Genomic DNA, 16,510 nt, shown 5'->3' on the forward strand with positions numbered 1-16,510 from the left:
CAACGGTCAGAGAAGATGCTGAACCTTTCAATTGTCTACAGGAGCTCGTCATGTCCATCGCGCAACTGATCAGCCCGCAGCAGTTGGCAGATCGCCAGCGGCAGCCGGGGCTGGTGATTCTCGATTGTCGTTTTGCTCTCGAAGATACCTCCTACGGCCAGCGCAGCTATGCCGACGGGCACATCGACGGCTCGTCCTTTGCCGATCTGGAGCGTGATCTCAGCGGCCCGATCAGCAAAGGGAAAACCGGTCGCCATCCTTTGCCGGACCCGCAGAGGCTGGTTGAGCGTTTGCAGTATTGGGGCATCAACGCCGACAGCGATGTCGTGCTTTATGACGATGGTCCCGGCGCCTACGCCGCTCGGGCGTGGTGGTTGCTGGCCTGGTTGGGCAAGCGCGACGGCGTGTTCATTCTCGATGGTGGGCTAAAGGCCTGGCACGCGGCGGGTTTGCCGTTGAGTCTTGATCCGCCTGGCAAGGAACCCGGGAATTTCACCGGTCAGCCGGATGACTCGCTGGTGCTGACCGCGGAACAATTGCAGGCGCGTCTTGGCGAACCATCGCTGACCTTGATTGATGCCCGCGCCGAAGCTCGCTTTCGCGGTGAAGTGGAACCCATTGACCCGGTTGCCGGACACATTCCTGGCGCGCAATGTGCGGCATTTAACGAAAATCTCGGCCCGGACGGACGCTTTTTACCGGCTGAGCAACTCAAGCAGCGCTTCACTGAAAAGCTTCAGGGCCGCCCGCCAGAAAGCCTGGTCGCTTATTGCGGGTCTGGCGTGACGGCGTGTCACAACCTGTTTGCGTTGTGTCTGGCGGGATATCCGCTGGGGGCATTGTATGCGGGGTCGTGGAGTGAGTGGATTACCGATCCGGGGCGTGAGGTTGCGACGGGGGCTTGAGCGTAATCTCCTCCAGTAGAGATGAGCTGCCTCTGTGTCCAGGGCATCGCGCTGTATCGCGGCAAATATTTGCCCTGTAGGAGCTGCCGAAGGCTGCGATCCTCGGTGTTTCAGACAGAAAGCTTTCGCAGCCTTCGGCAGCTCCTACAGGACATGTGGTTAATGTAATAAAACTAAACCACTGCCCCATGCGCACTCGTCAGCCACAGCGGAATCCGCCGTTCCAGGTAATACCCGGGATTTTTCAGCGATCCATCGACGAACCCTACGTGCCCGCCTTTTTCCTGTAGCTCGAATTCTGTGCTGGCAGACAGCTCTTCAGGTTCTGGCAGGCTGTGCTTGAACACGAACGGATCGTCTGCCGCCTGGATAATCAGTGTCGGCGTACGGATGTCTCCCAGGTAATAGCGGCTGGACGCGCGCCGGTAGTAATCCTTGGCATCAGCGAAGCCGTGCAGCGGGGCGGTTATCCGGCCATCGAAATCCCAAAACGTGCGCATGTTTTCCAGCGAGCCCAATGCTGACAATTCAGCAAGCCCTTCGCTGATCCCTTCGTCCTTGAAGTGACGTTGTTTGTCTTTGATATAGGTGACCATCTCGCGCATGAAATGCCGCTGATAGACCCTTGAAAAACCCATGCCGATGCGGTCTGCGCATTCATCCAGCCTGAAAGGCACAGACACGGCCACTGCGCCTTGCAGGTCGCTGCTCACGCCTGATTCACCCAGATATTTGAGCAGTACGTTGCCGCCCAGCGAGTAACCAACTGCGTACAGCGGTGCCAATGGACGCTTGGCCTTTAGGTGAGCGATGACTGATGCAAGATCTTCGCTGGCACCGGAGTGATAGCTGCGCGACAGCAGATTCGGCTCGCCGGAACAACCTCGCCAGTTGAGCGCCACGCTGGCCCAGCCTTCCTGAACGATCGCCTGTTGCAAGCCGACCACATAAGGGGAGTTCGATGAACCGGTCAGGCCGTGCAGCACCAGCACAAGAGGCGTGTTCAGCTCGTGTGGGCCGAACCAGTCGAGATCGAGAAAGTCCCCATCGGCCAGCCAGACGCGCTCGCGTTGCCGTTCGATGGATGTTTTCCTTCGCCATAGCGGCCCCCATAACGTTTGCAGATGGGGATTGCCCAGCCCGGATGCGGGAACGAAGCGGTTAGCAAAGGAGGATTTAGCAGGGCGTGTTAGCACGGTCGTCCTCTCTCGGCAGATTGTGATTATGTATCAGGCGTACGTTGCCACAAGTGATAGGCGCGGTGAGCAGATTTTTTGCTCAGCGGTACGGGCGAGGGATAGGTGGTTTCAGATGTGCCCTGTAGGAGCTGCCGAAGGCTGCGAAGGCGATCTTCTGGTCAACCGCTTCGCAGCCTTCGGCAGCTCCTACAGGAGTTCTTGCGTCAGCCTTTGATTACCCACGCTGCCAAAGCGCGTAATACACCTGCCCGGCTTTCTTCTCCCGGTGCAGGCGCCAGCTACCGGGCAAGCCGGTGGTCGATGGCGGGGTTTCGCTTTCGGTGTAGATCCAGGCGTTGTCCGCCAACCAGCCGTGTGACTCCAGCAGCGCGCAGGCCGAAGCCAGCAGGTTCTGGTGGAACGGCGGGTCGAGGAACACCACGTCGAATGGCTCGGCGGTCTGGGTTTCCAGATGGCGTAGCGAGTCGGCCTGTGTCACCTGGCCAGTGGTGCAGTTCAACATGCTCAGGTTCTGGCGCAGGCTCGCGATGGCTGCGGCGCTGTTGTCCAGCGCCAGGCCCTTGCTGGCGCCACGGGACAGCGCTTCGAAAAACAGCGCGCCGCTGCCGGTGAAGACATCCAGCACCTTGGCGCCAGCAATATCCATCGCCAGCCAGTTGAACAGCGTTTCGCGGACACGATCTGGCGTCGGGCGCAGACCGGGGGCGTCAGGGAATGTCAGTTTGCGACTGCCCCATTCGCCACCAATGATGCGCAGTTGGCCCAAGCCGTTATGGCCCTTAGGGCGTGGATTGGCCATTAATGCTCCGGGACCCCAAGGGGGCGTTCAGCAGGTTTGTCGGTGGGCGGCGGCAGCGGCTTTTGCGCTACGGTCGGCCCGGCGGTGACGATGACCATCTTGTCAGCGCTCAAGTGCTTGTTCATCACCTCTTTGACTTGCTCGACTGTCACGCTTTGCGATTGGGTCATGAAGTCTTCAAGGAACGTCAGCGGCAAGTCATAGAAGCCGATAGCGCCCAGTTGCGCGACGATGGACGAGTTACTGGCGGCGGTCAGCGGGAAGCTACCGGCCAGCTCACGCTTGGCGTCGTCGAGTTCTTTTTGGGTCGGGCCATTGGCAAGGAAATCGCGAACGATGTCCTGCACAAGCTTCAGGGTGTTTTCGCTCAATTCTGCACGTGTCTGCAGGCCAATCATGAACGGACCTTGAGTCTGCATCGGGGTGAAGCCCGATGACACTCCGTAAGTCAGGCCGCGTTTTTCACGGACTTCAGTCATCAAGCGGCTGCCGAAGCCGCCACCGCCGAGTACCGAGTTTCCCAACGACAGCGCTGCGTAGTCCGGGTCGTTACGCTTGATGCCCAGTTGCGCCAGCATCAGGTGAGTCTGCTTGGAAGGAAACTCGATGTGGGTTTCGCCAGCCTTGGGTTCGGCAGGGGTTGGCAGCTTGGCCAATGCTGGGCCTTTAGGCAACGATGCCGAGACTTGCGCAGCGACTGCCTGAGCTTCGTCGCGGGACAGATCGCCCACCAGCGCAATTACGGCGTTGCCAGCCGCATAAGCCTTGGCGTGAAACGCTTTGAGCTGTGCGAGGGTGATCGGTTTGATGGACTCGGCAGTGCCTTCGCTCGGATGACCGTAAGGATGTTTGCCGTAAAGGCGCTTGAACAGCTCTTCGCCTGCCAGCGAACCCGGGTTCTGCTTCTTGTATTCGAAGCTGGCAAGCAACTGGTTTTTGATGCGCGTCAGTGAGTCGGCAGGGAAGGTTGGTTTGCCCACTACTTCGGAGAACAGTTTCAATGCAGGCTCGCGCTTGTCCGTTGCGCTCAGGCTGCGAATCGAAGCCACTGCCATGTCGCGATAAGCACCGTTGCTGAAATCCGCGCCAAGGCCTTCAAAGCCCTGAGCGATTGCGGTCACGTCCTTGCCTTTCACGCCTTCGTTGAGCATGGCGTTGGTCAGCACGGCAATGCCCGGCAGGTTTTGATCCTGACTGCTGCCCGCTGCGAAGGTCAGGCGCATATCAAACATCGGCAGCTCGTGAGCTTCGACGAACAGGACTTTAGCGCCTTCAGCGGTTTGCCAGGTCTGAATGTCCAGCGTGCGGCGCGCCGGAGCCTTGCCGTCGAGTTCTTTCAAGGACTCCAGAGCTGGGCGGGCGGGTGTGGCATTGCCGGCGGCTTCTTCAGCCAGAGCCGATTGTGTAGCGAAAACACTGAGGCTGGTGGTCAACAGCAGGCCAAACAGCATTTTACGTGGGCCGTTGCGCTCACTCATTTTGCTTTCTCCTCAGGCAGAACGTGCGCAACGCTGAGGCGCTCACGGGTGAAGTAGGTGCTGGCGGCTTTCTGAATGTCTGCCGGAGTCACGCTTTGCAGAGCGGCCAGTTCCTCGTCGATCAACTTCCACGACAGGCCCACGGTTTCCAGTTCGCCAATGGTGCTGGCCTGACTAGTGATCGAGTCGCGCTCATAAACCAGGCTCGCAATCACCTGAGCACGTACGCGTTCCAGCTCTTCGTTGGTTGGCGGCTTGGTTTTCAGCTCGTCGAGCAAACGCCAGATACCGGCTTCAACGTCAGCCAGGGTTTTCTTCTTCTGGGTGTTGGGCGTGGCGCTGATCATGAACAGGCTGTCGCCGCGGGCGAAAGCGTCATAGTTCGAACCTGCACCGGAAACCAGCTCTTCGCCACGCTCCAGACGCGTCGGGATGCGTGCGCTGTAGCCGCCATCCAGCAAAGCCGCAATCAGGCGCAGTGCGTTGACTGAACGCGGGTCCTCGGCGGTCGCCAGACTTGGTACGTTAAAGCCATACATCAGGCTTGGCAGTTGAGTCTGAACATGCAAAGTGATGCGACGCTCACCAGGTTCGGCCAGCTCCAGTGGTTTTTTCGAAGGTGGTACGTCACGGCGCGCAATCGGACCAAAGAAACGTTCAGCCAGGGCTTTGACTTCGTCGGGTTTAACGTCACCCACTACGACTAGTGTGGCGTTGTTCGGTACGTACCAGGATTGATACCAGTGGCGCAGCTCTTCAACCTTCATGCGGTCAAGGTCAGCCATCCAGCCAATGGTTGGCGTGTGATAGCCGCTGGCCGGATAAGCCATGGCCTTGAAGCGCTCGAAGGCTTTGGAGGTCGGCTTGTCATCGGTGCGCAGACGGCGTTCTTCCTTGATCACTTCGATCTCGCGGCTGAACTCGTCGGCAGGCAGCGTCAGGCTGGCCATGCGATCGGCTTCCAGCTCGAACGCCACCGCCAGGCGATCACGAGCCAATACCTGGTAGTAGGCGGTGTAGTCGTCACTGGTGAAAGCGTTTTCTTCAGCGCCCAGATCCCGCAGGATCAGCGAAGCTTCGCCGGGGCCGGTTTTGGAGCTGCCTTTGAACATCATGTGTTCAAGGGCGTGTGACAAACCGGTCTGGCCTGGGGTCTCGTAACTGGACCCCACTTTGTACCAGACCTGCGACACCACAACCGGTGCGCGGTGATCTTCGCGGACGATGACCTTCAGGCCATTGGCGAGGGTGAATTCATGGGTAGGTTGCGGGTCGGCGGCCATTGCACCGAATGGCAGACAAATTGTGCCGAACAGCAGGCCTGCGGCACGGCGGGCTAGAGCATTCATTCGTAATTTGAACCTGTAAGACGGCCCGTTTGAACTTAGCGTCCACGGGCGCGGGGGTGTTAGGATAGCGGGCAGTCTCGCTCCCGACTATGACAAAAGAGTCAGGGAATGCTGAACGCAGATTCCGTAGGAGCTGCCGCAGGCTGCGAATCGGTGTTGGATGCTTCGCATCTTCATGTCCCTGCCTGAGGCATCGGAGCTACTATCGCTTCGCAGCCTTCGGCAGCTCCTACAGTAGGCAGTAGAGAGCGCCGGTTGCGGATTATGCTCAGCGAGCAGATGAACAAGCAGACTGAAATGCAGTCTGTTTCGCATACCAGAATTTTTCAGAGGCGCCGCTCTGGCGCGTCGCTACCTTGAGATAGCCGTCCTCCATGTTTGGTTCCAACGACGACAAGAAGACCCCAGCCCCGGCTGGCGAGAAGAAAGGCCTGTTCGGATGGCTGCGCAAGAAGCCGCAGGAAACCGCTGCCGAACAGCCACAAGACTTATCTACAGCAGCGCCGGAGCCAGTGATTGAATCGGCTCCGTTGACGGCTGAGTCGCAGCCTGCTCCGGCATTGACGCCCGAGCCTGCGCACGAAATCGCTGTTGAACCTGTCGTGGAACAGGTTCAACCGGGCGAGCCTACGCCAGAGCCGTGGCTCACCTTGCCGGTCGCTGAAGAGCCGGTGGCGCTGGTCAATGAGTACGAGCTGCACGTCACGCCGCCGATTGCGCCTGTTGCTGCTCCGGTTGAGCCAGAGCCCGAATTGGCACGTATTGACGTGCCGATTGCCGAGCCGGAATCGACCATCACTCCAGAGCCAGAGCCAGAGCCAGAGCCAGAGCCAGAGCCGCAACCTGAGCCGGTTGTTCCGCCAGTGGTTGCTGCCATGGCGCCTGCGGCTGCTGCAGCCGTTGCGCCGATCATCGAAACCCCGGCAGCAGCTGCTCAGCCTGAAGCGACCAAAGCCGGTTTCTTTGCCCGCCTCAAACAAGGTTTGTCCAAGACCAGCGCCAGCATCGGCGAAGGTATGGCCAGCCTTTTTCTGGGCAAGAAGGCCATCGACGATGATCTGCTCGAGGAAATCGAGACGCGTCTGCTGACCGCCGACGTCGGCGTCGAGGCAACGGGTGTCATCATTCGGAGCTTGACGCAAAAGGTCGCGCGCAAGCAGCTCACCGATGCGCAGGCGTTGTATACCTCGCTGCAAGGCGAACTGGCGACGATGCTCAAACCGGTCGAACAGCCGCTGATCATCGACGCTTCGCGCAAGCCCTTTGTGATCCTGGTCGTCGGCGTCAACGGCGCGGGCAAAACCACGACGATTGGCAAGCTGGCGAAGAAGCTGCAACTGGAAGGCAAGAAAGTCATGCTGGCTGCCGGTGATACCTTCCGTGCCGCTGCCGTCGAGCAATTGCAGGTCTGGGGTGAGCGCAACAAGATTCCGGTCATCGCGCAGCACACTGGCGCGGACTCAGCCTCGGTGATCTTCGACGCCGTGCAGGCCGCCAAGGCGCGGGGTATCGACGTGTTGATCGCTGACACCGCCGGTCGTCTGCAAACCAAAGACAACCTGATGGAAGAGTTGAAGAAGGTTCGCCGGGTGATCGGCAAGCTGGACGCGGACGCACCTCACGAGGTTCTGCTGGTGCTGGACGCCGGTACCGGGCAGAACGCGATCAGTCAGGCCAAGCATTTCCACCAGGCAGTGTCCCTGACCGGCCTGGCGCTGACCAAGCTGGACGGTACGGCCAAAGGCGGCGTGATCTTTGCCCTCGCCAAACAGTTCGACCTGCCTATCCGCTACATCGGCGTGGGTGAAGGCATCGATGATCTACGTACCTTTGAAGCCGAGCCGTTTGTTCAGGCCCTGTTTGCGGAGCGCGAGCGCACATGATTCGTTTCGAACAGGTCGGTAAACGCTATCCGAACGGACACGTCGGCTTGCATGAGCTGAGCTTTCGAGTGCGTCGTGGCGAATTTCTGTTCGTGACCGGCCACTCCGGGGCGGGCAAAAGTACTTTGCTGCGTCTGCTGCTGGCCATGGAGCGCCCGACCACCGGCAAACTTCTGCTGGCGGGGCAGGACCTCGGTCAGATCAGCAATGCACAGATCCCGTTCCTGCGTCGGCAGATCGGCGTTGTATTCCAGAACCACCAGTTGCTGTTTGATCGCACGGTGTTCAACAACGTCGCTTTGCCGCTGCAAATTCTTGGGTTGTCCAAGCTGGAAGTCACCAAGCGTGTGGATTCCGCTTTGGAGCGCGTAGCACTGTCGGACAAAGCCGAGCTGTACCCCGGCGACTTGTCTACCGGTCAGCAACAACGGGTCGGCATTGCTCGCGCCATCGTCCATCGCCCTGCTTTACTGCTGGCGGATGAGCCCACCGGTAACCTCGATCCACGCCTCGCAGCAGAGATCATGGGAGTGTTCGAAGACATCAATCGCTTGGGCACCAGTGTGCTGATTGCCAGTCACGATCTGGCGCTGATTGCGCGTATGCGTCACCGAATGCTCACGCTGCAACGCGGTCGCCTCATCGGTGACGGGGAGGCTGGGGTATGAGTGCTACACGTTCCCCTAAAGTTTCTGAGCGCGTATCGCCGAAAGCCGCTGATCCTGCTCCGAAAAAGTCAAAAAACAGCCATGACGATGACGGCCCGGATTTCGGTACGCTGTTCAACGCCTGGCTGGAAGCGCACCGCTCAAGCTTGATCGACAGCTTGCGGCGCCTGGGCAAGCAACCAATCGGCAGCTTTTTCACCTGTCTGGTGATGGCGATTGCCCTGAGCCTGCCTATGGGCTTGTCGTTGTTGCTTAACAACGTAGAGCGGTTGGGTGGTTCCTGGCAGCGCGCTGCGCAGATTTCGATTTACCTGAAGCTGGATACCAGTGCCAGCCAGGGCGAAAAATTACGTAACGAAATTCGTCTGATGCCGGGCGTTGCCGAAGCTGAATACATCAGTCGTGAGCAGGCGCTGGCCGAGTTCCAGCAGCAGTCAGGCCTGGGCGAGGCCCTCAAGGAATTGCCGGAAAACCCATTGCCGGGCGTTGTGCTGGTCACTCCTGATGAGGTGGACAAGCCTGCGCTAGAGGCCTTGCGTACTCAGCTTGCAGGCATGTCCAACGTCGAGCAGGCGCAACTGGACCTGGTCTGGGTTGAGCGTCTGGCGGCGATACTCAAGTTGGGCGATCGCTTTGTTTTTGGTCTGACTGTGCTATTGGTTGCAGCGTTGTTGCTGGTAATCGGTAACACCATTCGTCTGCACATCGAGAACCGTCGCACCGAAATCGAAGTCATTAAACTGGTAGGCGGCACCGATAGTTATGTACGGCGTCCTTTCCTTTATATGGGCGCACTGTATGGCCTTGGGGCGGGTTTTCTGTCCTGGGGCGTGTTGGCCTTCGGGCTCGACTGGCTCAACGATGCGGTAATCGGTCTTGCCGGATTGTATGGAAGTGATTTTTCTCTGGCTGGCGTTCCGGCGTCCGATGGTCTATCACTCTTGCTTGGAGCGGTGTTGTTAGGGTATATCGGTGCCTGGATTGCAGTAGCACGCCATTTGAGAGAGCTGGCACCTCGGTAAATTTTTCTTCATGTATTGACTTTTTCATACAGGGAACTTGTTTAGCGGTTCCTGGGTCAATTTCGCAGTGCTGAACTGCACGAGTCATGTGACGGAGGTAACATTTCGTATGACCACTTCTTTGCAACCTGCGTATGCCTTAGTCCCGGGTGCGAACCTGGAAGCCTATGTGCACACGGTGAACAGCATTCCTTTGCTGACCCCTGAGCAGGAGCGTGAACTGGCTGAGAGTCTCTATTATGAGCAGGATCTGGGGGCGGCTCGGCAGATGGTCCTCGCCCACCTGCGTTTTGTTGTGCACATCGCACGCAGTTATTCCGGTTACGGCCTGGCTCAATCAGATCTGATTCAGGAAGGTAACGTTGGCCTGATGAAGGCCGTTAAACGCTTCAACCCGGAAATGGGTGTGCGTCTGGTTTCGTTCGCTGTTCACTGGATCAAGGCGGAAATTCACGAGTTCATCCTGCGTAACTGGCGCATCGTGAAAGTCGCGACCACCAAGGCCCAGCGCAAGCTGTTCTTCAACCTGCGCGGCCAGAAGAAACGTCTGGCGTGGCTGAACAATGAAGAAGTTCATCGCGTGGCTGAAAGCCTTGGCGTTGAGCCGCGTGAAGTGCGCGAGATGGAAAGCCGTCTGACTGGTCACGACATGGCGTTCGACCCGGCTGCTGAAGCCGACGACGACAGTGCATTCCAGTCGCCAGCGAATTACCTGGAAGACCATCGTTACGATCCAGCGCGTCAGCTGGAAGATTCCGACTGGACTGACAACTCCACTGCCAATCTGCATCAGGCTTTGGAAGTGCTGGACGACCGCAGCCGTGACATTCTCTACCAGCGCTGGCTGGCTGAAGAGAAGGCCACGCTGCATGACCTGGCGCAGAAGTACAACGTCTCCGCCGAGCGTATTCGTCAGCTTGAAAAGAGCGCGATGAACAAGCTCAAGTTGTCGATAGCCGCGTAATATCGGTTCATCGACAAAGAAACGCCCTGACCGGGAAATCGGTCGGGGCGTTTTTGTTTTGTAGCGACCGATGATCTTCTGTAGGAGCCGAGCTTGCTCGCGATGCAGGCGCTGCTGCCTCTCAGGTCCATCGCGTCATCGTTCATCGCGAGCAAGCTCGGCTCCTACAGGTCACCCGTTTGCTCGCAATAGCGTGGTCTCAGAGACATTGGGCACCTCTTGTAAAACACCACTCGCTATCTGATTTACGCAGATAGGAGTGTGCTTTTTCAGGCATAAGCTTATGGCTTTTTGATCGTTGCCTTGCATAAGCATAAATACTCAAATGTCCGCTTTTTGGGCGTATGAGTCGATGGACGAGCGGTGTGAAGTAGCGGTGTTAGGCCTTGGCGCGATGGGCGCTGCGACGGTGTATCAACTGGCTAAAGCCGGGATTGATGTCATCGGCGTTGACCGCTTCAATCCGCCCCACACTGAAGGCTCCAGCCACGGCGACACCCGCATCACTCGTCTGGCCGTGGGTGAAGGCGCTGAGTATGTACCGATCGTCCACAACTCTCACCGTATCTGGCGTGAACTTGAGGCGCTGACAGGTGAGTCGTTATTTGAGCAGTGTGGCGTCTTGGTGATGACATCCAGTCCTGCTTATGACCCTCAAGACGAAAACGATTTCACCCATCGCACCATTCACCTGGCCAAGACTTACGGCATTGATCACGAAGTGCTCAATGCGGAGCAGATTCGCCAACGCTTTCCGCAATTTGCTCCAGTCCTGGACACTGCAATTGGCTATTTCGAACCAGGCGGCGGCTACGTGCGACCGGAGCGCTGCATCGATGTGCAGCTAAAGCTGGCACGAGAGCATGGCGCGACGTTGCTGACCGGTGAGATCGTGACCGGCATCAGTTCGACCAAGCAGGGCGTCACGATCACCACCGATAAGCGCACGATCCAGGCTAATAAAGTCGTTGTCAGCGCGGGCATGTGGTCGGCGGATTTGCTGGGCGCTCCGTTCAATCAATTGTTGAGGGTCTGTCGGCAAAAGCTGTTCTGGTTCGAGCTGGAGGAGGACGCGAGTTTTGCACCGCAGTCGCCGAGCTTCATCCTGACGCATGGTCCCGGAGAGGTGGACATCAACTACGGTTTCCCGCCCCTGCCGGGTGAGAGCAGCATGAAGGTCGCCACCGAGCAGTATCGCGACGCCTCTTCGGCAGGCTCACTGGACAGAACCATCAGCACCGCAGAAGAGCAGGACATGTTCGACGGTCAGGTTCGCGGCAAGATCGCGGGTGTGACTTCGCGGGTCGTCAAATCCTCGGTGTGCGCTTACACCGTTACTCCCGATTACAACTTCATCATCGACGAACATCCGGCCATGAAAAACGTGCTGGTTGTTTCCGCCTGCTCGGGCCATGGCTTCAAGCATTCCGCCGGGCTGGGCGAAGCACTCGCGCAGTGGTGCATCAACGGCAAAAGCGATGTGGATCTGTCGGCCTTTTCCTTGAAGCGTTTCGACGAACAGCGTTGAAACGCCTGATTCCTGTATTTATCTGCCCACTCTGAAAGGTGAAGTATCGTGAAACGTGTTGCTCTGTCGCTGGCGCTATTGGTCGCCGCTGTAGGTTCTGCTTATGCCGACACCCTGAAAATCGCAGTGGTGCCTGTGCCCCATGCGGAAATCCTAGAATTCCTTAAGCCGACACTGGCCAAGGAAGGCGTGACCCTGGATGTGAAAGTGTTTTCGGATTACGTGCAGCCGGATCGCCAGGTGGATGAAGGCTTGCTGGACGCCAACTACTTCCAGAGCAAGCCGTATTACGACGCCTACAAAAAGAGCCATCCGGGCTGTGATCAAGTGCCGGTGGTTGCGGTGCACATCGAACCGTTCGGCGCTTACTCGAAGAAGATCAAATCCATTGCCGAACTGAAGGATGGCGCAACTATCGCCATCCCCAACGACCCGACCAACTCCGGGCGTGCGCTGTTGCTGATCGCCAAGCAGGGGCTTATTACCCTGAAGGATCCAGGCAACATCATGGCGACCCGTCAGGACATCACCAGCAACCCGAAAAACCTGAAGTTCAAAGAGCTGGAAGCGGCGATGCTGCCTCGTGCCCTTGGCCAGGTTGATCTGGCGCTGATCAATGCCAACTACGCGCTGGAAGCCAAGCTTGAGCCGCATAAAGATGCGCTATTCATCGAAAGCTCTGAATCGCCTTACGCCAACTACCTGTACGTACGCCGTGACAAGGCAGATCTGCCTGCTGTGAAAAAGCTGGGTGCCGCGCTGAATTCACCTGAAGTGAAAGCGTTCATCCTGGAGAAATACCACGGGGATGTTGTTCCGGCGTTTTAAAGCCGGGTGGTGAAATACGATCTTATGTAGGAGCCGAGCTTGCTCGCGATAAGGGCGGCGCGGTTTCAGATCGAGTCGTCCCCATCGCGAGCAAGCTCGGCTCCCACAGAGATAGCATTGCAGTTCATCAGGCGGTGTTGCTCGACCGGGGAGCCTACAACTTGCGGCTGTTATTCAAACCCAGCAAGTAATCATCCCCACCCAACTGCTGCATCTGACGACGAATCCAGCTGGCGCGGCCTGCGACGTAACTGGTCGGACGGCTGGCGCTCCAGACTCGAGGGTTAGGCAGTACGGCGGCCAGATAGCTGGCTTGCTGCGCCGATAGCGCACTGGCGTTCACGCCGAAGTGATGCTGCGCCGCCGCCTGGGCACCGAACACACCGTCATCCCACTCGACGCTGTTCAGGTATACCTCAAGGATCCGCTGTTTGGACCAGAGGACTTCAATCAGCCCGGTAAACCACGCCTCAAGGCCTTTGCGCAGATAGCTACGACCCGACCACAGGAACAGGTTCTTGGAGACTTGTTGGCTCAGGGTGCTGGCACCGCGAATCGAACCACCCATCTCGTTGTGAGCAATGGCGGCCTGAATAGCTTCCACATCAAAGCCCCAATGCTCGGCGAACTTCTGATCTTCACCCGCGATAACCGCGACTTTGAGGTCGTTGGAAATCTTGTTCCATGGCTGCCAGGTGCGCTGCAGATCAATCGGCTTGCCATCGACCCATGATTCAATCTTGCGCTCAACCATCAGCGCCGTGCCCGGTGGCGGCACGAAGCGAAAGATCAGGACCAGCAACACGCTGCCCGCTGCAAACCAGAGCAGGGCTTTAATGAGAAGACGTACTAGTGAACGCAGCATAGAGATGGCTTGGCCGAACCCGTTGAGCGGGCCATTATACAGACCGTGCGCCTTTGGACGATTTTTGAACGGAGTTAGTTATGGTTCGTAGCTTTTTAATGTTGGCAGCGTTCTTTGGTTTCACCGGCGTAGCGCTGGGAGCCTTCGCTGCGCATGCCCTCAAGAACCGCCTGAGCCCGGAGTATCTGGCGATTTTCCATACCGGCGTGCTTTATCAACTGATCCACGCCTTAGCGATTCTGGGCGTGGCGGTGCTGGCCGCTCAGCTTCCGGGCAGGCTCATGACCTGGGCGGGCTTCTCTTTCGCGCTGGGGATTGTGCTGTTTTCCGGCAGCCTGTACCTGCTGACCCTGACCGGCATCAGCAAACTGGGGATTATCACCCCGTTCGGTGGACTAGCGTTTCTGGTGGGTTGGGCATTGCTGGGCTTGACCGCGTGGCGTTTGGACGGGGTTTGATTGTCCCATTTTTAAATTGAAATGATGTCAATGTGGGAGCCGAGCTTGCTCGCGATAGGCCTGCACGCAGTGGACCTGATATCTATGCCGTTCCTATCGCGAGCAAGCTCTGCTCCCACACATCGCTTTACCTTGGTCATACCGGCTGATCGGGCTAGAATGCTCGCCCCCAAAAATGATGGCTGCTCCCGCGCATGCACATTCAGTTGAACGGTGAACCCTTTGAATTGCCCGACGGCGCGACCGTTCTGGCATTGCTGACCCGCCTTGATCTTGTCGGGCGTCGTGTCGCAGTCGAGCTGAACCTGGATATCGTGCCACGCAGCCAGCATGAATCCACGGCCCTGAGCGAAGGCGATCAGGTCGAAGTCGTCCACGCGATTGGCGGCGGCTAGGCGTCGACGTTTTCTGATTCAACTGCAAGACCTCAACTTCCAAGAGGATTTCCAATGAGCAATGTTCGCAGCGACAAGCCGTTTGTCCTGGCCGGTCGGACTTTCGAGTCGCGCCTGCTGGTGGGTACCGGCAAGTATGTGGATATGGAGCAGACCCGTCTGGCCATCGAAGCGTCGGGTGCCGAGATCGTCACTGTCGCGGTACGTCGTACCAACCTGGGCCAGAACCCGGGTGAGCCGAATCTGCTGGATGTCCTGCCGCCGGATCGCTACACCATCCTACCGAACACGGCGGGCTGCTTTGACGCTATCGAGGCGGTGCGTACCTGTCGCCTGGCGCGTGAACTGCTCGACGGCAAGAATCTGGTCAAGCTGGAAGTTCTGGCCGATCAGAAAACCCTGTTCCCTAACGTCATCGAAACCCTCAAGGCCGCCGAAGTGCTGGTCAAGGAAGGTTTTGACGTGATGGTTTACACCAGTGATGACCCGATCATTGCGCGTCAGCTGGCTGAAATCGGCTGTATCGCGATCATGCCGTTGGCTGGCTTGATTGGCAGCGGTCTGGGGATCTGCAACCCGTACAACCTGCGGATCATCCTGGAAGAAACCAAAGTGCCGGTGCTGGTCGATGCCGGTGTCGGCACTGCGTCCGACGCTACCATCGCCATGGAGCTGGGTTGCGAAGCGGTGCTGATGAACTCGGCCATCGCTCATGCTCAAGACCCGATCCTGATGGGCTCAGCCATGAAGCACGCGGTGATTGCCGGTCGCATGGCTTACCTTGCCGGCCGTATGCCCAGAAAACTTTACGCCAGCGCGTCTTCGCCGCTGGATGGGTTGATCCGGTAAAACAGTAACTATGTAGGAGCTCGAGCAACGCGAGGCAGCGATAGCGGTTTGCCTGACACACCGCTATCGCTGCCTCGCGTTGCTCGTGAGCTCCTACAGGAAAGCACTAATTCAGATAGTACGTGTTGTTTGATGAGACTTTGTTGATGACTGATCCAGACGTTCCAAACCCAGAGCTGCCCGTTGCCGAAGAAGGCGAAGAGCGCCAGCACCGCCGTATCAAGAGTTTCGTGATGCGCGCCGGTCGCATGACTGAAGGCCAGCAGCGTGGTCTGGACCAAGGCCGTCCACTTTATGTGCTGCCATTGACCGACGCGCCGGTGGATTACGATCAGGTATTCGGTCGCTCCGCGCCGCGCACGCTGGAAATTGGTTTCGGCATGGGCCACTCACTGCTGGAAATGGCAGCCGCTGCGCCGGATCAGGATTTCATCGGGGTTGAAGTTCACTATCCGGGTGTTGGCGCATTGCTTAACGGCGTGCTGACTCAGGGCCTGACCAACGTACGGGTCTACGATTGCGACGCGATTGAAGTGCTCAACCGTTGCATCGCCGATAACAGCCTCGATCGCCTGATGCTGTTCTTCCCTGACCCATGGCACAAGAGCCGCCACCACAAGCGCCGTATCGTGCAGCCTGCGTTTGCCGAACTGGTGCGCAGCAAACTCAAGGTCGGCGGTGTTCTGCACATGGCCACCGATTGGGAACCGTATGCCGAATTCATGCTGGAAGTGATGAACGTCGCGCCGGGCTATCGCAACCAGGCCGAAGACGGCAAATGCGTACCGCGCCCGGCCGAGCGTCCAATCACCAAGTTCGAACGCCGTGGTGAGCGTTTGGGGCATGGGGTTTGGGATTTGAAATTCGAGAAGGTGGATTAACTGACACCAACCCCTCTGCAGGAGCTGCCGAAGGCTGCGAGCATGGCGAAACCGCAGCGACCGGTTCCCGGTCATTCGCAGCCTTCGGCGGCTCCTACTGGGTGAGTTTACTTACGATCCGCAACAACCCCGATCAACACCAGCACCACCACCAACACCGGCGCCAGGCTGTAGTTGTTGAACTGGCTCAGGCCGCGGATCACCCACGGCGTGGCGTAGATCAACGCGGCTCCGCTGCCGATGGTGACCAGCAAGGCCATCAACGGGATGCGCAAGGCACCTGCGAAGCTGCTGATGCGTTGTTCGACCCAGCCTTTGAAGTCAGCGCCAAACAACACCAGCAAACAGCCCACCAGAGCGAGGGATATTTCCGAGAGGTTGCTGCGGCTCCAGCGGGAGATGGTGGCGAGCAGGTCCAGTATCAAATCCATGCAGGGTC

Annotated in this window: 17 protein-coding genes; 11 read left to right on the plus strand and 6 right to left on the minus strand. The window is 58.2% G+C overall.

Annotated elements, in window-relative coordinates:
• Positions 1-50 precede the first annotated feature (50 nt).
• Positions 51-905 carry a sulfurtransferase gene (locus ABRP31_RS00705; protein ID WP_349971045.1) on the plus strand — a complete coding sequence of 285 codons (855 nt, stop codon included), beginning with the start codon at positions 51-53 and terminating at the stop codon, positions 903-905.
• A 173-nt stretch (positions 906-1,078) separates the two neighbouring features.
• On the opposite strand, the gene ABRP31_RS00710 is transcribed toward ABRP31_RS00705, so the two are convergent.
• The 4 genes from ABRP31_RS00710 to ABRP31_RS00725 form a co-directional block, all read right to left on the minus strand.
• Positions 1,079-2,101, minus strand: coding sequence for a hydrolase (locus ABRP31_RS00710; RefSeq protein ID WP_349971046.1), 1,023 nt, complete (start codon positions 2,099-2,101; stop codon positions 1,079-1,081).
• Positions 2,102-2,318: 217 nt separating this feature from the next.
• Positions 2,319-2,903: a 16S rRNA (guanine(966)-N(2))-methyltransferase RsmD gene (rsmD, locus tag ABRP31_RS00715; RefSeq protein WP_087268486.1), complete on the minus strand. Its 585-nt coding sequence runs from the start codon at positions 2,901-2,903 to the stop codon at positions 2,319-2,321.
• Complete coding sequence (locus ABRP31_RS00720; RefSeq protein WP_349971047.1) at positions 2,903-4,381, minus strand: pitrilysin family protein; 1,479 nt, start codon at positions 4,379-4,381, stop codon at positions 2,903-2,905. The genes rsmD and ABRP31_RS00720 overlap by 1 nt, the downstream gene beginning before the upstream one ends.
• On the minus strand, positions 4,378-5,730 hold the full coding sequence (locus ABRP31_RS00725) for a pitrilysin family protein (protein ID WP_349971048.1): 1,353 nt from the start codon (positions 5,728-5,730) through the stop codon (positions 4,378-4,380). The genes ABRP31_RS00720 and ABRP31_RS00725 overlap by 4 nt, the downstream gene beginning before the upstream one ends.
• A 374-nt stretch (positions 5,731-6,104) precedes the next feature.
• Between ABRP31_RS00725 and ftsY the strand changes: the two genes are divergently transcribed.
• The 6 genes from ftsY to ABRP31_RS00755 all read left to right on the plus strand — a co-directional run bounded on the left by ftsY (position 6,105) and on the right by ABRP31_RS00755 (position 12,623).
• Positions 6,105-7,613 carry a signal recognition particle-docking protein FtsY gene (gene ftsY / locus ABRP31_RS00730; RefSeq protein ID WP_349971049.1) on the plus strand — a complete coding sequence of 503 codons (1,509 nt, stop codon included), beginning with the start codon at positions 6,105-6,107 and terminating at the stop codon, positions 7,611-7,613.
• Entirely contained in the window at positions 7,610-8,281 is a 672-nt protein-coding gene (gene ftsE, locus ABRP31_RS00735; RefSeq protein ID WP_027899698.1) for a cell division ATP-binding protein FtsE, read from the plus strand. Before ftsY ends, ftsE begins: the two co-directional genes overlap by 4 nt.
• The gene (gene ftsX / locus ABRP31_RS00740; protein WP_349971050.1) at positions 8,278-9,303 is read left to right on the plus strand and encodes a permease-like cell division protein FtsX; all 1,026 of its coding nucleotides are present in this window, start codon (positions 8,278-8,280) and stop codon (positions 9,301-9,303) included. The genes ftsE and ftsX overlap by 4 nt, the downstream gene beginning before the upstream one ends.
• A 109-nt stretch (positions 9,304-9,412) precedes the next feature.
• The gene (rpoH, locus tag ABRP31_RS00745) at positions 9,413-10,267 is read left to right on the plus strand and encodes an RNA polymerase sigma factor RpoH (protein ID WP_027899700.1); all 855 of its coding nucleotides are present in this window, start codon (positions 9,413-9,415) and stop codon (positions 10,265-10,267) included.
• Positions 10,268-10,619: 352 nt separating this feature from the next.
• Entirely contained in the window at positions 10,620-11,795 is a 1,176-nt protein-coding gene (gene solA, locus ABRP31_RS00750) for an N-methyl-L-tryptophan oxidase (protein WP_349971124.1), read from the plus strand.
• Positions 11,796-11,843: 48 nt separating this feature from the next.
• Positions 11,844-12,623 (plus strand): MetQ/NlpA family ABC transporter substrate-binding protein, encoded by a 780-nt coding sequence (locus ABRP31_RS00755; protein ID WP_349971051.1) that lies wholly within the window; start codon positions 11,844-11,846, stop codon positions 12,621-12,623.
• Positions 12,624-12,777: 154 nt separating this feature from the next.
• Here the strand turns inward: ABRP31_RS00755 and mtgA are convergent, their stop codons facing one another.
• A complete protein-coding gene (mtgA, locus tag ABRP31_RS00760) occupies positions 12,778-13,488 on the minus strand; it encodes a monofunctional biosynthetic peptidoglycan transglycosylase (protein ID WP_349971052.1) in 711 nt (236 codons plus the stop codon).
• An 80-nt stretch (positions 13,489-13,568) separates the two neighbouring features.
• On the opposite strand from mtgA, the gene ABRP31_RS00765 reads away from it, so the two are divergent.
• The 4 genes from ABRP31_RS00765 (at position 13,569) to trmB (ending at position 16,071) form a co-directional block, all read left to right on the plus strand.
• On the plus strand, positions 13,569-13,946 hold the full coding sequence (locus ABRP31_RS00765) for a DUF423 domain-containing protein (protein ID WP_349971053.1): 378 nt from the start codon (positions 13,569-13,571) through the stop codon (positions 13,944-13,946).
• A 194-nt stretch (positions 13,947-14,140) separates the two neighbouring features.
• On the plus strand, positions 14,141-14,341 hold the full coding sequence (thiS, locus tag ABRP31_RS00770) for a sulfur carrier protein ThiS (RefSeq protein ID WP_087268510.1): 201 nt from the start codon (positions 14,141-14,143) through the stop codon (positions 14,339-14,341).
• Between the two features lie 54 nt (positions 14,342-14,395).
• Positions 14,396-15,190: a thiazole synthase gene (locus ABRP31_RS00775; RefSeq protein ID WP_349971054.1), complete on the plus strand. Its 795-nt coding sequence runs from the start codon at positions 14,396-14,398 to the stop codon at positions 15,188-15,190.
• A gap of 233 nt (positions 15,191-15,423) precedes the next feature.
• The gene (trmB, locus tag ABRP31_RS00780; protein WP_218927839.1) at positions 15,424-16,071 is read left to right on the plus strand and encodes a tRNA (guanosine(46)-N7)-methyltransferase TrmB; all 648 of its coding nucleotides are present in this window, start codon (positions 15,424-15,426) and stop codon (positions 16,069-16,071) included.
• A 107-nt stretch (positions 16,072-16,178) separates the two neighbouring features.
• Here the strand turns inward: trmB and ABRP31_RS00785 are convergent, their stop codons facing one another.
• The gene (locus ABRP31_RS00785; protein ID WP_087268516.1) at positions 16,179-16,502 is read right to left on the minus strand and encodes a DUF3392 family protein; all 324 of its coding nucleotides are present in this window, start codon (positions 16,500-16,502) and stop codon (positions 16,179-16,181) included.
• Positions 16,503-16,510 lie beyond the last annotated feature (8 nt).

The sequence above is a fragment of the Pseudomonas caspiana genome (assembly GCF_040224095.2).
GTDB lineage: Bacteria > Pseudomonadota > Gammaproteobacteria > Pseudomonadales > Pseudomonadaceae > Aquipseudomonas > Aquipseudomonas caspiana.